The 20109-nt window shown below is 43.5% G+C and carries 18 protein-coding genes; 14 read left to right on the top strand and 4 right to left on the bottom strand.

Annotated elements, in window-relative coordinates; all coding sequences use genetic code 11:
- Window positions 1-323: 323 nt before the first annotated feature.
- The 3 genes from ACTQ9T_RS04290 to pncB all read left to right on the top strand — a co-directional run bounded on the left by ACTQ9T_RS04290 (window position 324) and on the right by pncB (window position 4716).
- Window positions 324-2276, top strand: a complete 1953-nt coding sequence (locus tag ACTQ9T_RS04290) for a glycine betaine ABC transporter substrate-binding protein (RefSeq protein WP_440464175.1) — start codon at window positions 324-326, stop codon at window positions 2274-2276.
- An 18-nt stretch (window positions 2277-2294) separates the two neighbouring features.
- Window positions 2295-3233 carry an ATP-binding cassette domain-containing protein gene (locus tag ACTQ9T_RS04295; protein WP_440464176.1) on the top strand — a complete coding sequence of 313 codons (939 nt, stop codon included), beginning with the start codon at window positions 2295-2297 and terminating at the stop codon, window positions 3231-3233.
- Between the two features lie 265 nt (window positions 3234-3498).
- Window positions 3499-4716 (top strand): nicotinate phosphoribosyltransferase, encoded by a 1218-nt coding sequence (gene pncB / locus ACTQ9T_RS04300; RefSeq protein ID WP_440464177.1) that lies wholly within the window; start codon window positions 3499-3501, stop codon window positions 4714-4716.
- Between the two features lie 15 nt (window positions 4717-4731).
- Here the strand turns inward: pncB and xseB are convergent, their stop codons facing one another.
- The 3 genes from xseB to ACTQ9T_RS04315 all read right to left on the bottom strand — a co-directional run bounded on the left by xseB (window position 4732) and on the right by ACTQ9T_RS04315 (window position 7385).
- Entirely contained in the window at window positions 4732-4977 is a 246-nt protein-coding gene (gene xseB / locus ACTQ9T_RS04305) for an exodeoxyribonuclease VII small subunit (protein WP_010198302.1), read from the bottom strand.
- 45 nt (window positions 4978-5022) lie between these two features.
- On the bottom strand, window positions 5023-6573 hold the full coding sequence (gene xseA, locus ACTQ9T_RS04310) for an exodeoxyribonuclease VII large subunit (protein WP_440464178.1): 1551 nt from the start codon (window positions 6571-6573) through the stop codon (window positions 5023-5025).
- A 443-nt stretch (window positions 6574-7016) separates the two neighbouring features.
- Entirely contained in the window at window positions 7017-7385 is a 369-nt protein-coding gene (locus ACTQ9T_RS04315; RefSeq protein ID WP_440464179.1) for a hypothetical protein, read from the bottom strand.
- Window positions 7386-7774: 389 nt separating this feature from the next.
- Between ACTQ9T_RS04315 and ACTQ9T_RS04320 the strand changes: the two genes are divergently transcribed.
- The 11 genes from ACTQ9T_RS04320 to purF all read left to right on the top strand — a co-directional run bounded on the left by ACTQ9T_RS04320 (window position 7775) and on the right by purF (window position 19238).
- Window positions 7775-8431, top strand: coding sequence for an alpha/beta hydrolase (locus ACTQ9T_RS04320; RefSeq protein ID WP_010198309.1), 657 nt, complete (start codon window positions 7775-7777; stop codon window positions 8429-8431).
- Window positions 8432-8596: 165 nt separating this feature from the next.
- Window positions 8597-9703, top strand: a complete 1107-nt coding sequence (gene zapE, locus ACTQ9T_RS04325; RefSeq protein ID WP_440464180.1) for a cell division protein ZapE — start codon at window positions 8597-8599, stop codon at window positions 9701-9703.
- A 145-nt stretch (window positions 9704-9848) separates the two neighbouring features.
- Complete coding sequence (locus ACTQ9T_RS04330; protein WP_194618658.1) at window positions 9849-10523, top strand: nitroreductase family protein; 675 nt, start codon at window positions 9849-9851, stop codon at window positions 10521-10523.
- A gap of 114 nt (window positions 10524-10637) precedes the next feature.
- Window positions 10638-11951, top strand: coding sequence for an NAD(P)H-dependent glycerol-3-phosphate dehydrogenase (locus ACTQ9T_RS04335; RefSeq protein ID WP_194618657.1), 1314 nt, complete (start codon window positions 10638-10640; stop codon window positions 11949-11951).
- A 108-nt stretch (window positions 11952-12059) separates the two neighbouring features.
- Window positions 12060-12518, top strand: coding sequence for a phosphohistidine phosphatase SixA (gene sixA, locus ACTQ9T_RS04340; RefSeq protein WP_194618656.1), 459 nt, complete (start codon window positions 12060-12062; stop codon window positions 12516-12518).
- Between the two features lie 301 nt (window positions 12519-12819).
- On the top strand, window positions 12820-14124 hold the full coding sequence (gspL, locus tag ACTQ9T_RS04345) for a type II secretion system protein GspL (protein WP_440464181.1): 1305 nt from the start codon (window positions 12820-12822) through the stop codon (window positions 14122-14124).
- A gap of 102 nt (window positions 14125-14226) precedes the next feature.
- A complete protein-coding gene (gspM, locus tag ACTQ9T_RS04350; RefSeq protein WP_440464182.1) occupies window positions 14227-14775 on the top strand; it encodes a type II secretion system protein GspM in 549 nt (182 codons plus the stop codon).
- A 346-nt stretch (window positions 14776-15121) separates the two neighbouring features.
- Entirely contained in the window at window positions 15122-15550 is a 429-nt protein-coding gene (locus ACTQ9T_RS04355) for a DUF4870 family protein (RefSeq protein ID WP_189581640.1), read from the top strand.
- Window positions 15551-15728: 178 nt separating this feature from the next.
- Window positions 15729-16763, top strand: a complete 1035-nt coding sequence (locus ACTQ9T_RS04360) for a quinone-dependent dihydroorotate dehydrogenase (protein WP_194618650.1) — start codon at window positions 15729-15731, stop codon at window positions 16761-16763.
- A gap of 27 nt (window positions 16764-16790) precedes the next feature.
- On the top strand, window positions 16791-17288 hold the full coding sequence (locus ACTQ9T_RS04365; protein WP_010198340.1) for a CvpA family protein: 498 nt from the start codon (window positions 16791-16793) through the stop codon (window positions 17286-17288).
- A gap of 414 nt (window positions 17289-17702) precedes the next feature.
- Window positions 17703-19238: an amidophosphoribosyltransferase gene (gene purF / locus ACTQ9T_RS04370; RefSeq protein WP_189581646.1), complete on the top strand. Its 1536-nt coding sequence runs from the start codon at window positions 17703-17705 to the stop codon at window positions 19236-19238.
- A 153-nt stretch (window positions 19239-19391) separates the two neighbouring features.
- Here purF and ACTQ9T_RS04375 read toward each other — a convergent pair whose 3' ends face one another.
- Window positions 19392-19925, bottom strand: a complete 534-nt coding sequence (locus ACTQ9T_RS04375) for a DUF2058 domain-containing protein (protein WP_439293271.1) — start codon at window positions 19923-19925, stop codon at window positions 19392-19394.
- Between the last annotated feature and the right edge of the window lie 184 nt (window positions 19926-20109).

Genomic DNA, 20109 nt, shown 5'->3' on the forward strand with positions numbered 1-20109 from the left:
CAATGGCATCTACGCAAGTAGGTGCTGTTTTTTTGTCGAAAAAACAAAATTTTGATGATTATAGTATTTATTTTGAATGGCTTTATAATATTTTTTATATATAAAAGAAAAGCTGAACCTAGCCAATAGTTATCTATAATCATTCTCATATGTCGCTACATTTCTTAATATTACTAGACGGTAGTTATGGTAAGTTTATATTTCTAATGAGAAATAAAGATTAAGTCCACATTTGCTATCAGCCAAGTGGTTCATAACTTAATATTGATACCTGACTTTGACATCGAAATAACTCATTTTAATAACGACATATAGGACATCCCATGCGCCAATGGATTGCGTTAAGTTTACTGTGTATGAGCGTGTTGTTAATGCCGGTCTCAGCGTCAGCCGCTTGCGCATCACCGATCAAATTTGGCGCGCTGACTTGGGAGAGTGGTCAGTTTACGACTGGGATACTCAAATATATTGCTGAGAGTGGTTACGACTGCACGATCGAAGAAGTACCTGGGGCAGGACCTGCACTCGAGACCGCATTGTCGCAAAACGATATTCAAATCATCGGCGAACAATGGATTGGGCGCTCACCAATTATGGAGCAGGCCATCAATGACAACAAAGTTGCGGTCATTGGCGATACGCTGCAGGGCGGTGCTACTCAAGGTTGGTACGTGCCTCAATATATCATGGATGACAATCCGGGACTGCGTCGTTATCAGGATTTGCCTAAGTATGCAGAGTTGTTTAAAGATCCAGAAGATCCTAGTAAATCACGGTTTATGAACTGTCCGTCGGGCTGGGCATGTGAGATTTTTAACACCCGACTGCTCAAAAATACTGGCTTAGATGCTGTTTTTAATAATGCCCATCCAGGTACTGGTGCAGCACTCGATGCTGAGATTGCCTCCGCCTTTGAACAAAAAAAACCGCTACTATTTTACTATTGGCAGCCAACGGGGCTCATCGCCAAATACGATTTTGCACCGCTAGCGTTCCCTGCCCATAAAGATGAGTGCTGGCAAGACTTGTTACTGGCTGATGGTACCTTGGATTGTGTCTCTGGCTTTCCTGTCTCCCCGCTTAAGATTGCTGCATCGACGCCTTTTATCAATGACAATCCTGAATTGGCAAGTGCCTTTGAAAAAATTCAGTTCACGCCAGACCAACTAAACAGTGCAATTTTAGAGATGAGTGAAAGCAAGCGCAGTGGTGATGAACAGGCGCTTGAGTTTTTACGTGCCAATCCTAATGTTTGGCAAGCATGGTTACCCAAAGAAGTCGCTGAAAATCTTGCTGCCAATTTAGGTATTAATCTAACGAACGATGGCACAGGCAATACCAGTGTCAATGCACCGTTGAATGACGCCACCTCAAGTAACGCCTTCCTAGCACTAACCTCCAGCTTTCCGTCATGGTCCCTTGAGACGCCACTTAATAAAGCCTTAGCGACTGTGGTTAGAGATTATGGTGATGTGTTTCGGAGTATCAGTAGCGTCACTTTGACCTATTTGTTGTTGCCTATTGAGCGCCTATTAACGGTAATTCCAGCATGGTTAATTATTGGTCTGGTGACCGTATTGGCATGGTTCGGGGTGCGCAAAGTATGGTTTGCCATTGCTTGCGGGGCAGGACTGTTTTTAATCGGTGCGTTTGGACTGTGGGGCGCTTTAATCGATACCTTAGCGTTATTGATCGTCTCCGTTTTGGTGACGGTGGTGATCGGTATTCCCATTGGTATTGCTATGTCGGGCAGCAGTCTGCTCCGAAAAATTGTCACGCCGATATTGGATGTGATGCAAACCATGCCAAGCTTTGTCTATTTAATCCCCGTGCTCATGCTATTCGGTATTGGTAAAGTGCCAGCATTATTTGCCACGATTATTTATGCTTTGCCGCCGCTTATTCGTTTGACGACGTTGGGCATCACGCAGGTCAATCATGAAATGATCGAAGCAGGGCGCTCGTTCGGTAGTACCCATTTTCAGCTACTCATTTGGATCAAGTTACCACAAGCGTTGCCCAGTATTATGGCTGGGATCAATCAGGCAGTGATGATGTCGCTTGCCATGGTCGTACTGGCGTCTATGATTGGTGCGCCGGGTCTGGGAGAAGACGTCTTACAATCTATTCAGACGCTCAATATCGGTCAAGGACTACAGGCGGGTACAGCCATTGTCATTGTGGCGATTATCATTGACCGTATTAGCCAAGCTTTTGGTCAAGGAAAACGCGCGCGGCAAAAGACCATTGAAGCTGGCAAACGTCCTATCGGTTAAACAATAATGAGAATAGCTATGAATCATATCCAGTTAGAGAATATCAGCAAAATTTATAATGCTAATGAGTCGCAAGCACAATCAGTGTTGAAACTACTAGCAGATGGTATGGATAGTGTCGCTGTCAAAAAGCAGACTGGCTATTCAGTCGGGCTTTACGATGTTAATTTGGCGATTAAAGCGGGGGAGCTGCATTGCATCATGGGACTCTCAGGCTCAGGTAAATCGACCTTGATACGTCATCTTAACCGTTTGATTGATCCAACCAGCGGCAAGATATGGGTCGACACCACTATTAACTCTAAAACCCTGTCATCAAAAGCACAAGGCATAGCAAAAGAAAAGGCATCGACTGCTGCTGCACCAGTAACCGCTAATACAGACGGGATAAACAATACCAACTCAAGCGACTCTATTAATATTCTAAAATTGGATGATAAGGCGTTACAGCAATATCGTCAGAATACCGTCAGCATGGTGTTCCAGCATTTTGGCTTGATGCCGCATATGACCGTCATACAAAATGTGGCTTATGGCTTACGTGTCCGTAAGATGAGCGTGGAAGCACGTCATGAAGTTGCGCGTCATTGGCTTAATGAGGTAGGGCTTCCCAATCTAGAGCACAGCTACCCTGATGAACTGTCGGGCGGTATGCAGCAGCGCGTAGGGCTGGCGCGAGCCTTAGCGACTGACAATCCGATTTTGCTGATGGATGAAGCGTTCTCTGCACTTGATCCGCTTATTCGTGCCCAACTACAGGATCAGCTGCTTGAGCTACAAGACCGTCTCAATAAGACCATTGTCTTTATTACTCATGATATCGATGAAGCGGTCAAAGTGGGTCAGCGTATTAGTATTTTAAATGGTGGTCGCTTGGTGCAAACGGGCACGCCTAGTGAATTAAGAGACAATCCTGCCGATGACTATGTCGCTCAATTTATGCGTGCTAAAGCCTAATAATGGATTTATTCACGTTGAGGTCACTCCAAACGTCTTTGTTATACCAATCTAAGCAGCAGTTTTTATAGACGTTTTTGATTATCGTATGATTTTTGCTGCTAGGGGTAGTCACGCCTGCAAAAAACAACAAATATCGTTATACTGAACGGTCTTTTAAAGGCTCATGAGCATTTATTATTAGAAGCCCTAAGATATCATTTAGTCAGTATCGCTTAGCTATTGAGCAATATGGATTTTTTACTTTTGCGTTTAAGGTTGTAACATGACGGTCACTTCTGCACCTATTATTACCTCGTTACTTGATAACGATTTGTACAAATTTACCATGCTACAAGCTATGTTACACCAGTTCCCGCAGACCCACGGTGTCTATCGGTTTCGCTGCCGTAATAATAGTGAGGCGGTTTATCCACTGGCCGATATTAAAGAGTCGTTAGAGCAGCAATTAGATATGCTATGTGAATTGCGCTTCTTAGAAGATGAACTGGAATATTTGCGTGGGTTACGCTTTATCCGTTCTGATTTTGTCGATTATTTAGAGTTGTTTAAACTTAAGCGCCGTTTTATTACCGTCAGTACGGACAGTAAAGGGCGCTTGTTGATCGATATCGAAGGGCCAATGATTCAGGCGATGTTCTTTGAAGTATTTGTGTTGGCCATTGTCAACGAGCTTTATTTCAATGCCTTATCGAGCCCTAGCGTGATAGAAGAAGGACAAAGGCGCTTGGATGACAAGGTTGCGCTGTTGCATCAGTATGCAAAGCAACAAAGTACAGATAAGCCACCGTTCATCGTTGCAGACTTTGGCACACGTCGACGCTTTAGCAAAAGCTGGCAAGCGCATGTGGTAGAAACCCTGCACAAAGCTGAGCCAAAAATTGTTAGCGGCACCTCTAACGTGTATTTGGCAAAGCAGCTTGGGATGACACCAATAGGGACGATGGCGCATGAGTTTATGCAAGCTTTTCAGGCATTAGATGTACGCTTGCGTGACTCACAAAAAGCAGCACTCGAATCTTGGGTGCATGAATATCGTGGGGATTTGGGTATTGCGTTGACCGATGTCGTTGGCATGGACGCATTCCTGCGTGATTTTGATTTGTATTTTGCCAAGCTTTTCGACGGTCTGCGCCATGACAGCGGCGATCCGTATATCTGGGGTGATAAAGCCATTGCTCATTATCAAAAGCTAAAGATAGACCCTAAGACAAAGATTCTAACCTTTAGTGATGGTTTGACGCTTGAAAAGGCGTGGGAGTTGCATCAGTACTTCAAAGAGCGTATCAGAACCAGCTTTGGTATTGGCACCAATCTCACCAATGACATGGGCATCACGCCGATTAACATCGTACTAAAATTGGTGGAGTGCAATGGACAACCTGTGGCTAAACTGTCTGATAGCCCAGGCAAGACCATGATTAACAATGATACTTATCTTGCCTATCTGCGCCAAGTTTTCGAGGTTGATGAACCTGAGTAGATGCCATTTAGCTATTTAGCTATCTAATTCCTCAGTTTTTACCTCTTCAGCAAAAGCTGCATCTAATGCTTGTTGTACGGCATTGATGCGTGTCTCGCAAACGCGGTAAGCAGCAATTGATTCTTCCACCGTAGTCATCAAATTGTCGATATCAGGCTCGTCTTGTTGCTGTAATTCAGCCGCATTGGTTTTTAGAATATCGTAAGCCGCTTTAAAGGTTTTTGGAGCGGCTTTTTTGCGCTTGCGAGTAGGAGTCGTCATGGGTTTTCCTAATTTTTAAAGTAAAAGTAAGTAGATAAGTAATCTTTAGATATTATTATATGGTTCAGTTGGTGTCTCTGAGATTTCTGTCGCTTTTTTCTCAATATTAACATCAATAATCTGAGCTTTAGCCTTGCCATCTTTTAAGACGATATGAATAGTTTGCTCAGGATAAAGCTGTGTACTGCTGGTGAGTATCTGTTTTTCTTTATCATCAGTCAGCATGGTATAGCCTTGCTTGAGCACACGAGACGGTCGGTGCAAAAGTACGATATCACGCAGATGGGCGCTATCACGCTGTGCCTGTATCAGCTGCTGCTGAGCGCTCTGCATGATGGTTTTTTGATAGATGCTACTATAGTTATGGGCGCTGGCTAATTGCTGATACGCAAGGGTTTGCGTCTGTGTGTGTAACTCAGTTGTCAGTCTCGCCGCTTGCTTTACTTGCCGCTGCGCACTCTGCTGAATACTACGCCACGCATAGTCGCTGTCTTTTTGCAGCGCGGTTAGCTGACCGATGGTACGCGACTGCATTTGGCTCAATTGTCGCGCCGTTTGTTGCTCCGCGATATTGAGTTGACGCTGGGCGGCTTGTTTGATTTGCGCTTGATAATGTAAAGTCTGCGTGACCAGTTGTGCTAAATGGCTACTAATGGCCGCTATCACTTTGGATGGCGTGTCAAAGCTGCTGTGCGCCACTTCATCTAAAATCACTTTATCGCGCTCGTGACCAATACCAACCCAAACGGGAACAGGCTGTTCAGCGACCAGTGCGGCAAGCTCGTAATCATTGAGGTAAGCCAAATCTCCCACCGCGCCGCCGCCACGAATAATCACTAATAAGTCAGGCAGGCGCTGATAAGTATCTTGGAATTGTTGCTGAGCACTGACGATGGCTTGGCGAATCTCGCTTGGGGCATGATTACCTTGAAAGGTCGCGTGATGGTAGTGAAATTGACAAGCGCCTGTACTCGCTAAGCGATCTGCATCGGCTTGAAAATCACCTAAACCTGCTGCCTTTTCGGGAGCAATCACTAGGACGTGCTCGATATCAAAGGGTACAGGCAACTGCTGATTGAGCTGCAATAAGCCTTCACCAGTCAAGCGATCGACCATTTCGGCATATTGCCGTGCCAAATCCCCTAAGGTATAGCTAGGATCAATGTCTTCAATGGTAATAGAGAAGCCATATTGTGCATGAAAACCTGCGGATACTTTGAGTAATACAGTCAAATCGCGCTCAAGAGGCATGCCAGTCGCCCGCTCAAATTTTGCCAATACGCGTGCAGCTTTAAAGCGCCAAAGGTTGCCACGGCAGCTGGCGACTACTTTGCCTTCCTCATCTTTTTCAGCCAACTCAAAGTAATAATGCCCACCTTTGCTAGACAGATTACGAATTTCAGCCTTCACCCATACGCGGTGGTCAAAGGTTTGTTTGATGACCATCTCAACCGCTGATAAATAGTCACTCAAACGCAAGACCGTATCTTCTAAATGATCTTCTTGTTCCGCCAGTTCGGCCTCCAGCGTCGCTAAATCTTTGGCAGGCGCTAACACTTTTGCTGGTTTGGTATTTGAAAGATTGGGTTTGCGCATAATAGTAGACCAAGGGTTTTGAAAACAAAGATTCTAAAAATAAGGACTCTAAAAATAAGGATTCTAAAAATAAGGATTCTAAAAACAAGCATTCTAAAAACAAGGGTTCTAAAAACAAGGGTTCTAAAAATAAGGATTCTAAAAATAAGGATTCTAAAAACAAGGATTCTGAAAACTAAGAAACTGAGTAGGGGGCGTAGAAGATTAGACAGGGTAGTTTACCCCAAAATCGCAGCTACAAAAAGTAAAGCCAGTAAGTCAGCGATCAATATATTATTTTCATCGCTGATTTACTGGCCAAACCCTATTATATTTTACACCAAATACCGTTATTTTTATTGAGCACAAGGCAAAGCTAGGGCTACTTACGTATTTATCAACTCATTCATTTAGCTTCAAAGTTTAGTAGAATGCTTTAACTTTGTCAGTTGATAATGGTTCTTTTATTGGCAACGGAAGTTGATCTTATACTCATAATCATCATCGCGTGACAAATTGGGTGAGCCCGTGCCAAAGATAGAACCGATAACCGCACTCGCTTGTCCGACCATACGACCCGTGCGCTCATCTAAAATACCATTATAAGCAACTTTGTCATCAACGATAATCACTTGTTTGCTGCGACAAGTATCCTTCGCGCTATCAAGCGCATTTTGCTGAGCTTTTACTTTGCTGTCCGCTATCCCAGTAGTCTCGTAAATAGAGTTGGCACGTTGAATGACTGGTGAGGAAGGCGTGCTCTGGCAGGCACTCAAAACAAGCGCAGTCGCTAAAGTAGCAGTAATGGTGGCAGTTTTATTAACAGTATTCATAAATTATTCCTCTTTTCTATAAATTAATCATAAAAACTAAAGACAAGTAGGGCAAGTATTTTGTTTATTAAAAGACAGATTAAATCTAACCTATTGCAGTCTGGGGTGTCTAGGCAGTTATTGTGTTCGGTATTGCGCTTGTATTACATGCTAACGTTGCAGCCAAGCAAATTATCCTAATTTTACTAGGGCGTGTCATCATTTAGATTTTAAGACCACTAAATGTATCCATGTGCTAATTGATGACACGCCCTAAGTGTTCCAAGCTATTATTTATGACAAAACCATGTACACCTGCCACAAACCTGAGGCGTACACAGCAAATCACTTGAAATAAAAATCATATCTAGGATAATTGAGGTATTCATTTTTAATTAGTAAGTAATTTTATGCCATTAATTCCTGCTCCTGCTGGCGTGCTCGAAGTTGACGCGCTATGGCAACAAGACAATCCTAACGATCCGAATACCGACACGGTGGCGCTGCTTTGTCATCCCAACCCGCTGTTTGATGGCACGATGAACAATAAAGTGGTCACCACAATGTACCGCTTTGCGCGTGATAACGGTATGCACGTGGTCCGTTTTAACTTTCGCGGTGTTGGTCAGTCGACTGGCGAGCATGATTATGCGGAAGGTGAGGTGGTGGATGCAATGACCGTGCTACAATGGATTGCAGAACAAACCAATGCGCGCAAGCTATGGCTTGGCGGCTTTTCTTTCGGTGGTTACGTGATTGCGCGTGCGGCTGAGCAGGTGCTCGAAGCCTCTCATGTTTGGGGGTTAAGTGATTTTGAGATTACTAAAATTGCTCTTATCGCTCCGTCTGTTGAAAAAAACGACAGCGAAGATTTAAGCTTGCCAGCTGACAGAACCTTTGAGATATATGGCAATGCTGATGAAGTGATTGATCCTGATAATATGCAGAAATTTGCAGAACGTTTAGGTCTAGCAGTCAGTGTCGTGGACGGCGCTGGACATTTTTTTCACGGTCGCTTATCTGAGTTAAAAAAACTGTTGCAACAGCATAGTTTTGATGAGCATTGAAGATCAAGTCACCTCATAAGTTTCACCACCTTCTTTGTTGAAAATAGGCGCTTAGAAATATTGCCTTACTGTCTCTAACGTCGAATCGCCTGAAAAATAGTCAGTGTCATGATCGAAGGATCAAACACGCCCTAATATTTATCTTTTTAAATGATGAGTCGTATTATGAGTTTATCTCCATTGCAACGTTACGAGCAAGCCGTCAGTACCGATGAGTTTACTCGAGATGAGCAGCAATATCAGGCCATGAGCTATCTTGATGAGCTACATCACCAGCTCACCAGTCGCGTGGAACAAAAAAAAGGCATTTTTAGTTTTTTAAAATCTAAGCCGGCTGCCCCAAAAGGTTTGTATATGTGGGGCGGTGTTGGCCGTGGTAAGACATGGATGATGGACATGTTTTATGATTCTTTGACGATTGATCGCAAGATGCGGCTTCATTTCCATCATTTTATGCAGCGCGTTCATCGTGAGCTAAACGCCATACAAGGCGAAAGTAACCCACTGGAGAAAGTGGCTGACATCATTTACAAAGAAGCAGTCATTATTTGCTTTGATGAATTCTTTGTCTCTAACGTCTCTGATGCGATGATTTTGGGCGATCTCTTTACCATGCTATTCAATCGTGGTATTACATTGGTCGCTACCTCAAATATTGAGCCAGCAGGACTCTATAAAGACGGTTTACACCGCGATCGCTTTATGCCCGCTATCGCTGAAGTTGAGCACCATACCGCCGTGATGAATATTGACTCCGGTATCGATTATCGTTTGCGCGTGTTACAGCAAGCAGAGCTGTATGAATCTCCCATGACCAAAGCCAACCACCATTGGTTGGCCAACCGTTTTGCGAGTTTATCTAATAATCAAAAAATCAGTAATGAGCCTATTACTATTAATGGTCGTCAAATTAAGATTAATGCTCGCACCGAAGATGTTTTATTTTGCGACTTCCGTCATTTATGTATGGAGCCACGTTCGGCTGCTGATTTTATTGAGCTTGCGAAACAATTTAGTACGGTCTTAGTCGATTCAGTACCATCATTGGATGATGACCTGCGTGATCCGACGCGGCGTTTTGTCTATCTGGTCGATGAGTTTTACGATCGCCGCGTAAAATTACTGATTCGAGCAGAGCAATCAATTCTTGAGCTGTATCAAGGCGAAAAACTGGCGTTTGAGATTGAACGGACGCGTTCGCGCTTGCTTGAGATGCAGTCAGAAGATTATTTAAAAATGGAGCACCGTGTTGAAAATGCAGATGTGGCTTGATGGTATGATCACTATTTAAAGTGAGAGGGTAAAGGCTGCTTGGTTTTTCGTTTACGGTTTTACGATTGTCTAATCATATTTATAACGGGATAATCTGCTGATATAAACAGTAGCAGTCAATATCAATAATAAATAAGGGTGAATAATGAATAAGTCTGACGAAACTAATTCTACAACAGACAATCAAGTAAAGAAAAATGAAAAAATATCGATTAAAGCACTAACGACTGAGAGTACGCCATTTACTAGCGACGAGCTGATTCACTGGATCAATTCAAGACGTAGCGTGGGTAACTTAGATCTTCCTGCACCAACGCGCGCTCAGATTGAAGAAGCGATTGGGTGTGCTGCGACCGCGCCTGATCACAAAAAACTGCGTCCATGGCGTTTTATCGTGACTGCGGGCGATGCTCGTCATGATTTAGGGCGTGCCCTTGTCGAAGCAGCAAAAGCAAAGGCGACAGAAGAGGGCGAGGTGCTCTCTGAGAAAACAGTGCAAAAAACGCAGACGATGCCGCTGCGTGCACCAGTTGTGATTACCGTGGTTACTCAGATGCAAGAACACAAAAAAGTACCGCATTTCGAGCAAATGTTAAGTGCAGGCGCTGCGGTTCAAAATCTTATTCTGGCTTTAAAAGCGCAAGGCTTTAGCACAGTATGGCGCACAGGCTTACTGTGTAACGAACCTGCTATAAAAGCATATTTTGGCGTAAGTGCAGATGATTATGTCACGGCTTTTGTTTATACTGGCACCAGCCCTAAAGACGAACCCACACGCAAAGCTATTGATATCGAGCCGCTGGTCCGCTTTGAGCCATAAACATACTTGAGTGCTACCGAGCTAAGATTGGTTACTTATTAAACATAACTGGTCTCAGTAGCTGTGCACTAAAGATATTATTAATAATAAGTCAGTCAATACGGATAAATGCATATGACAAGCGCTAATGACAGCAATACCAATGCCAACAAAGATACCAATGAAAATAGTAGCAACGAGAGTAATAAAGCAGCTGACAAACAAAACAGTCTGTTGTCGGGTATCATTGGACGAGCTAGTAAATCTGGTATTGGCCGTAAGAAGCTAGATCCTAGTGCGGTAGAGTCTGCGGTGGCAAAAAACATGGCAGAGATTCATAGTAATCCTACCAAGCTGCGTTTGGCATTTTTGGGCGGTGGTAGTTTTGGTACAGCGATGGCGAACCTAGCCGCGCGTAATGGTTGTGATACCACGCTGTGGGTTCGTAACAAGCGTACCGTCAAGGCGATGCAAAAAACGCAGATGAACAAGAAATACCTGCCCGGTCACAAGCTTGATGACCGCCTGAAGTACAGTCATGATCTAGCGTCAGCAGTCAAAGATACCGACATTATCTTTATTGCAGTGCCAGGCTTGGCCTTTCGTGAAACGCTGAAAAACATCGCGCCCTTTATCAGTGGGCAGTCTATTGTGTCGCTAACGAAAGGCATGGAAAAAGACACTTTTGCCATGATGAGTGATATTATCAAAGAGGTGTTGCCTGAAGTGAATTTTGGCGTTATGTCAGGGCCCAATCTTGCTATAGAAATTATGAAAAATATGCCGTCTGCGACAGTGATTGCGAGTGAGTCTGAACCACTACGTCATGCTGTACAAGCAGCACTGCATAGTGCCTTCTTTAGAGTGTTCGCCAGCGATGATATTCGCGGTGTTGAGCTGGGCGGGGCGCTCAAAAACATCTATGCTATTGCGATGGGTATGGCGGCTGCCTACGAAGTGGGTGAGAACACCAAAGCTATGATATTAACTCGCGCGCTGGCAGAGATGAGTCGTTTTGGTGTCGAAGCCGGTGCCAATCCACTGACGTTTTTAGGGTTATCAGGTGTTGGTGATTTATACGCAACCTGCAGCTCAGAATTAAGCCGTAACTACCGCATCGGTAATATGCTTGGTCGTGGCATGAGTATCGATGCCGCCGTCAAAAAGCTGGGTCAGACTGCTGAAGGCGTTAATACTATTCAGCAAGTTCACGAAAAAGCGACTAAAGACGGTATTTATATGCCGATTACCCATGCACTTTATGCGGTCATTTATGAAGATAAAGCAGCACTAGGTGTGGCGCTTCATTTGATGGAAGCGGGATTTCGTAGTGACGTCGAGTTTGTGATGGCTCATGACCATAGCAATGCTGCCCTTACTGCGCAAATGAAAGCTGCCAATAGTACCTCTAAAAACGAGAGTAGCGATAAAGACAGCGACTCTAAGTAAAATGATTGCTAGAAATGTGTATTGCTGAAAATGTGTAAGGTCAGGCAGTGGCAAAGCAGGTTATAGAAAGGCAGCTGATAAAAAGGCAAGCTATAGACAAGGAAAGTTATGAAAATTATACTAGTGCGTCACGGTCAAGCAGAAGACGAAACGCGTCCAGATAGCGCTCGTCAGCTGACCAAGTTTGGGCAGCAGCAAGCCGCGCAAACTGCAGAATATATCACGACCAATTATAGGCCCGATCGTTTTATCGTGAGTCCTTATGATAGGGCGCAGCAAACGTTAGCAGAGCTGCAAGCGCATGCGCCTACAATACCAGCAACGGTACAAGATAATATAACGCCTTCTGACGATGCTCATAGTGCGTTGACCGATATAGCAAAGATTGAGGCGCAGTGTCTCGTGGTGGTGTGTCATATGTCTATCGTCGCCAATCTCGCCGGCTTATTAACGGGTGATTATCCGGAGTCGTTTTCTTTGGCAGAAGCACGAGTATTTGAGATGGATTTCATCATGTCTGGAATGGCAACCGAGGTCGATCGCTTTGTACCTGAGCAACCGTATTGATATCGCTCTTTCATTGGCTATAGTCGATCCTAAATAAAATGGATACGCTATTTCATAATGCGAAACTGGTATAAATTTTTCTGGCTTGCTGTGCCTACACCGACAGAGGCTGCAAAAAATTCATCCCAGTCCCGCTGTATCTTTTTCATATTGGAATGACTATATTTAGTAGTAGTAATATTATTCATCATGACCCTGTTTAAAAATATTAAGATGTTTTAAACATAAACATGGTCATGGGCGCTTACAGAACGTATAAGTTTGCTATTTTACAGCTTTGATATAATTAAGGACACACTTAGTGTTACATGTTTGGTTAAGAGCGCAGCACAGTCCGCTAGCTGTCTGGCATGAAGACGTACAACAATGGCAGTCAGTTGCTGGCTGGCAACAGTTGCATGACATTTATAACAGCTATAAATCCAATAGCCATAAAAAAGTATGCTTGTACTTTCCGTCAAGCCACGTATTACAAGTGGATACCGAGCTTAATGGTGCTCAGCTGAAGCAATTGGGCAATACCGGTAAGCAGTATCTATTTGAAGAGACGTCCTTGACCCCTGTTGAGCAATTGGCAATACGGCAAACCAGCCTTGCTGATAGCCAGTATTTATATGCGCTCGCGCAGGGTGATATTGAGGCATGGCAGCAAAGTGCCAAACTTGTCGGTATGAGTATCGCGGCATTACTGCCTGATTTTTTATTGTTACCAGTTCCAGAAGAAGGCGCGGGGCAGCAAATCACTCTATATCAAGATGACCAGACGATGCTGCTACGCCAATCATTATATCAAGGGATGGCGGTCAGCTATTTACCGTTGATTTTTGAGCGCTTTCCGCAGTTGAGTGAAGTGATGGTGGTGCCAAGCATTGAAGCTTTTGGTAATATCAATTTTTCAGACCTTGATGCTACAAAATCTGATCCTAGTATCGATTTGCAAAACCCAGTAACGACCACCGATTTTTCGGCACAAACAGCCGCGCTTATCGCAGATCATCAGCTGCTATTGACTATGTTAACCAGTACGCCAAAGCCGATTGATAGCCCTGAACGTCATGCGCTTAATTTCTTTATCAAATCAACCGATTCGCAATTATCGCCTTACCTACGTGTAGCAATGATGGTGGCGCTGTCAGCCCTAGTGCTGCAAATAGCGACAGATGGGGTGCAGTTTTATCAATATAATCAAGCGACGGCTGCAACAAAAACAGCGATTACTAATCAATATCAGTCTTGGTTTCCTGATGAACGTCTAAACCCACGCACCAATTTGACCACGCAAATGGCGCCAAAACTGGGTACCAATGGTCAAGCATCCCCACATATAGCCGTGCTATCACGCATATCACCGCTGATTAAGCAATCCTCCTTAAAGGCACAGTCTCTAGTTATGCAACCGTCCGCGCTCAGTTTTACCTTGATTGCGCCTGACCGAGATAGCCTTGATAAATTTGCCAATACCCTGTTCACACAAGGATTAACGGCCAAGTTAGAACGGGTAAATAGCAATGAGCAAGGGCAGTTTAGTGGGCAAATTACTGTGAGTATAAATGAAGAAGGTATTACGCCAGAAAGCGTTGGTGCAGATAAGGTAGCAGCATCTTAAGCTCGCTGAGAATTTCAACTTCTTATGACTGATATATTTTTGATGACAATAAGTATTATAGTAGTCACTTGATCGCAAACTATTGGCAATAAAGGTTAGAGAATGAAACGATTACAGCGCCGTGCCAAACGTAGCACCACCGCGCCTAAAGCAAGCGCTTTTTCAGAGCGGGTGAATAGTTATCAAAATGTCCTATCATCACGCTGGCAGGCATTGTCTCCACGCGATCAATTAGCATTGGCCATATTGTCTGCTTTTCTGCTGTTGTTTGTGGGTGGCTACGGCGGTTATACGGTTCATCAAGCTGCAAGCGATAGCAAAAGTGAGTATCAAGAGCAGGTTGCCGACTATTTTTGGCTGCGCGCGCAAGCGGGTAATATTGATAGTAATACGGTTAATACTGTAGATGGGGCAGCCGCTATGCCACCTGCCAGTACTGTCAGCGCGCTGTTAAATACTTCGGGTATTACAGATGCACAAGTAGTCGCGGCTGGCGATGCAATTCAACTGAGCTTTACCAATGCCAGTCAGGCGGTTGTGAGTGCGGCACTTGGTAAACTTAAACAGCAAGGTTGGCAATTTACTCAGCTCTCGATGCAACAGGACGCAACCACCAAAGCCATTGAGGTACAAGCGACTGTCACTTCTTAGAATCATAGTCAATTCTATATAAATCAGACTTCCTTATATCCAAATTATATTGAACCGATGATACGCTTAGGATTTTCTGCATAAGAAAAGTCACAGCGTAAACCGTGTTTTATTAACATTACTTTCACCCGCTGTTATTGCTTCATATTTTGAATTGAACTTCATTGAAAAACATCCTATCCGACACAATTAAAGTTTTATGGCACGCTTTAGTGATAGGTATTTTCTATAAATTATTTTCTATAAAATGTTTTCCTGAGCTTGAATGGATAAGCATCTGCGTCAACAGACTAATGTGAACATTAAGACGTCTGATTATAATATGACCTGTTAAGGATCAAGACACATGATAAACGATAATATAAGCGGCAACATGAGTGACAGTAAACGCCGTTCTTTGACCACTTATAATCACATCACCTATCTATTGTATGTGATCAGTTATTTTACGGCTGGTCTATTGTGGGTTGTGCCGATTATCATGAATTATGCTAAGCGCCACGATGCGGACGGCTCATGGCTCGCTACACATTTTGATTGGCAAATCAAGACGTTTTGGTACAGTATCGTCTGGTTTATCATAGGCATTCTTATCATCACGTTTGCTTTAGGCGGTTTTGGTGTCAGCATGCTTGCTGATAGCAGCAATATAGCCATCGGTTCGTTTTTATTGGTCAGTGTTGGTTTTATTATTATGGGCCTTACCTTTATTTGGCACCTTTATCGTATTATACGAGGTTGGATCGCCTTAACAGATGGGCGACCTGTGCCATAATATGGGCAATCTCATATCATTTTGATACGGTGTTTAGCAGCGCTTATTGACTTTTTGGAATAGAAATTTGCTGTATGAAACTTTGGTCTTATTTCTGTTAAGCTGATATAATCGCTGCGCTTAACCTCTTTCGTTTTTCTCATTCATCATTGCTTTTCGAGCAGGGTCTGTCGTTACTATGTCTTATGCCTTACTTCGCCCTTTTTTATTTAAGATGGATCCCGAACACGCCCATGAGATGACTTTATCTTTATTAGATAAAGCTCATAAAGCGCGTGCTTTAGGTTTGGTATATGGTCAGTCGATGCAACCCACAGACTGTATGGGGTTACAATTCGATAATCCAGTCGGTCTTGCCGCAGGGTTGGATAAAAACGGCGATTATATCGACGCACTTGCCGAGCTTGGCTTTGGCTTTATAGAAGTGGGTACGGTCACGCCAAGACCACAAATTGGTAATGATAAGCCACGACTATTTAGAATCAAGCAAGCCGATGCTATTATCAATCGTATGGGTTTTAATAATCAGGGCGTTGATTATCTGATTGAAAACGTCAAAGGCTGTAAATATAAAGGTAATATCGGCATCAATATCGGTAAAAATGCCAGTACGCCAGTGGAACAAGCCGCTGATGATTACGTCTATTGCTTAGAGCGGGTTTATCCACACGCTTCTTATATTACCGTCAATATCTCATCACCAAATACCAAAAACTTACGTGATTTGCAGAGTGGTGAAGCGTTAACGCAGCTACTTGATACGATTAAAAACCGTCATAATCAATTGGCAACAGAGTATGGTTTTTATGTGCCATTGGTCTTAAAAGTAGCCCCTGATTTAGAGCCGCTACAAGTGGATTATATTGCACAGCAGTTGTTAGATTTTGAGATTGATGGTTTGATAGCTACCAACACCACATTGAGCCGCGTCGGTGTCGAAGACTTGCAAGATGGTGACCAAGCCGGTGGCTTATCTGGTCGTCCAGTGAGCCACATTAGCACCCAAATTTTACAACAATTCTCTGATCAGCTGGATGGTAAAGTGGCTTTGATTGGCGTGGGTGGTATTGATAGCGGTGCCAAAGCGGTTAAAAAGATTGAAGCAGGTGCCGATATGGTACAGCTTTATACTGGGCTGATTTATCGAGGTCCTGGGCTGGTACAGTCTTGCCTTCAAGCGATTGGTGGCTATTACGATGCCATGGAAGGTTAGACAACCACTAAAAATGAGGCGTTATATATGAGTGGTCTAGACATCGTGATTGCTATTGTGGTCTTGATTGGCCTATGGCGTGGCTTTCAGGTAGGACTCATTAAGACGGCAGTAGGTCTGGTAGGCTGGTTTATTGCTCTCATTGCTGCCACACGCTTGGCAGGCTCAGTTGCTCCGCAGTTATCAGGTGTTGTACAAGCTCCTGTCTTACAAATGGCAATGGCCTTTTTAATCGTTGTGATTGTTATATTAGCGATTATGCATCTAGTGGCTTTTGTATTTTCAGGCGTGCTAAAAACCTTGCGTTTGGGCGTAGTGGACAAAATGGCAGGTGGTGTCCTTGGGGCAGCCAAAAATGTATTGATGGTGTTGGTTGTGCTTAGTGTTAGCGCACCACTATTGGTACAAATGCCGCAATGGCAAACCTCGGTGCTCGCGCCTGAACTACTGCCTTATGCACCGATGGGCAAAGCCTTGGTCTCAGATGTGCTCGGTATGGCTTGGGATCAAGTCAACCAGTCTTAATGCTTAGAACTTGCCTTAGACTTATTCTTTGTTCCTAAGGCCTGCGTTTCTAACATGCCAAACTTACATATATTTTGATATTACCAATTAAAACTCCAAAGACTGTCATTTTAAAGCTTGTGTTTTTAGAGCATTATTTTTTAAACAATGTGATGCTAAAAATCATGACTGAGTCTTTGTAATTCATCCTTGATAAAAAGTTATTTGATAGCATTTAGGGTTCATAAATTCCGATTTATGAATGATTGATGACTTTGCCGACTATACCTCAGCAAGGAAGTTGTCATCAAGATTTTAAGCTTAAGCAACATCATCAGGTCAGCGGCAAGGGTTAGATAGCTGTTTTTTATAGAACACTGTCAAGATTATGCCGTTATTGTTTTACTAATGTGTGGTTCAAAATAGGATATAACTATGTGTGGAGTCATTGGAGTTGCAGCTCATGAGCCAGTTAATCAGATTCTTTATGATGGCTTAACAATGCTACAGCATCGTGGGCAAGACGCGGCAGGTATCGTGACTTTGCAAGATGGTCGGCTTTATTTGCGTAAAGAAAACGGCATGGTACGTGACGTTTTTATGAATCGCCACATGATGAAGCTAGTTGGTAAATTTGGTATCGGTCATGTGCGCTATCCGACGGCAGGCAGCTCAAGCAGTGCAGAAGCTCAGCCGTTTTATGTCAACTCACCCTATGGTATTACGCTGGCACATAATGGTAATTTAACCAATGCTGAAAGCTTGGCTAAAGCCTTATACAAAGAAGACCGTCGTCATCTGAATACGGACTCAGATTCGGAAGTATTGTTAAACGTACTTGCGCATGAGATGCAGAATTTGGGCAAAACACACCCAACGGCTGATGATATTTTTGAAGCGGTAAAAGCGGTCTACAGCCGCTGCGAAGGCGCTTATGGTGTCGTTGCCTTGATTACTGGTCATGGCTTGCTTGCTTTCCGTGATCCAAACGGTATTCGTCCGCTCATCTTTGGTGAGCGTTTGGCAGCCAATGGCGGTACAGAATATATGGTTGCCTCAGAATCAGTTGCATTGACTGGCTCTGGTTTTACCATCATTCGTGATGTCAAACCCGGTGAAGCGATTTTTATTGATTTAGACCATCAGCTGCATACATATCAGTGCGTTGAGCAGCAAGAGTATACGCCTTGTATCTTTGAATATGTCTATTTCGCTCGTCCAGATTCTATTATGGACAATATCTCAGTCTATAAATCGCGTCTGCGTATGGGTGAGAAGCTTGGTGATAAAATTCTTGCAGAATGGGGTGAAGATCACGATATCGATGTGGTCATTCCTATTCCGGATACTTCGCGTACCTCAGCGATGGAGCTGGCGCTCAAGATGAATATCAAGTACCGTGAAGGGTTTATGAAAAACCGTTATATCGGTCGTACCTTTATTATGCCAGGCCAGCAGCAACGCAAAAAATCAGTGCGTCAAAAGCTTAGCGCTGTACCGTTAGAGTTTAAAGGTAAAAACGTTTTACTGGTCGATGATTCAATCGTTCGCGGCACTACTTGCCATGAAATCATCCAAATGGCGCGTGATGCAGGTGCACGTAAAGTATTCTTTGCCAGTGCAGCGCCACCCGTAAAATATCCAAACGTCTATGGCATCGATATGCCAGTGCGTAGTGAGCTTATTGCTTCAGGACATAGCGTTGAAGAAGTACGTAAAATCATTGGTGCTGACCGCTTGATTTTCCAAGACTTAGACGATTTGATCGAAGCGGTAAAAGATACCAAACACAGCAAAGTCGAAGGGTTTGACTGTGCGGTATTTAATGGTTGCTATATTACTGGGCAAATCAATGAAGCCTATCTTGAGCATCTGCAAGAGCAGCGCAGTGATACCGCTAAGACCGGTAAAAAAGGCGTACAAATAGTGGCTGATACCCCCGTAGATATGATGGGTGTAGAAGAGCTTTAAGCCTCTAAATACTTAAAGTCCTGAATACAAAAAGGCTGGATTCTTGATAGAATCCAGCCTTTTTTATTGCTTAAAATAAGAGATATCCTTTGAAAACCGCTATTTATGGTAAGAGGTGATCTTGGGAATATATATAGCGCTTTATTGGTAGGATTACCACATTAGATCATCTGGAATCACATAGGCGGCATAAGGATCGTCATCCGCTAACGCATTGTCTGAGGTATCGTTAGACACCACCATAAAGCCTTCCAATTTTGTATCTATACGATCGGCTAAAGGGCGAGGAAGCAGGGCATAGCTTTCTTCCAAGCGTGCAATGACCACATGACCGGCCACGATTTGATCATATAATTTTTGCGTAATAGAGATTTTTTTGACTTTAGTGTCATCAACGAATTGATAATTGACCTCACCTTGTGTATCGGTGATTTGATGCTGTCTAATCATTTGGACGATATTGGCCTTTAGCATTTTCTCTTCTAAAAGCTGCTGTTTTTCTTGATTCAGCTTCTGATCTTTCTCCAGCTTTTTCGCTTGGGCTGCTGCCAACGCTTTTTTAGCTTCCACATTGGACACATCACCAGTGCGCTTGGCATGTTCAGATTGCTTACTTATCTTTTTGGCTTTTTTGCTATCAACCAATCCCGCTTTTAAAAGTTGAGCTTGTAGGGCATTCTTGGCCATAATTATATTACCTAGATGATAAAAATAAAAACTAAATAGTAGCAAATTTTGCGGCAGTGTGCCGTTAATTCATTGCAGACAGTAAAAGTGCGCATTGTTGTATGAAACATAACATAGTCGATACTAAGTAAAATAGGTACACGACATTATGATGCGTGACTGGCACAAATTTTTCTTGCTTGCT

The organism is Psychrobacter sp. ASPA161_6, assembly GCF_051970285.1.
Classification (GTDB): Bacteria; Pseudomonadota; Gammaproteobacteria; order Pseudomonadales; family Moraxellaceae; genus Psychrobacter; species Psychrobacter glaciei.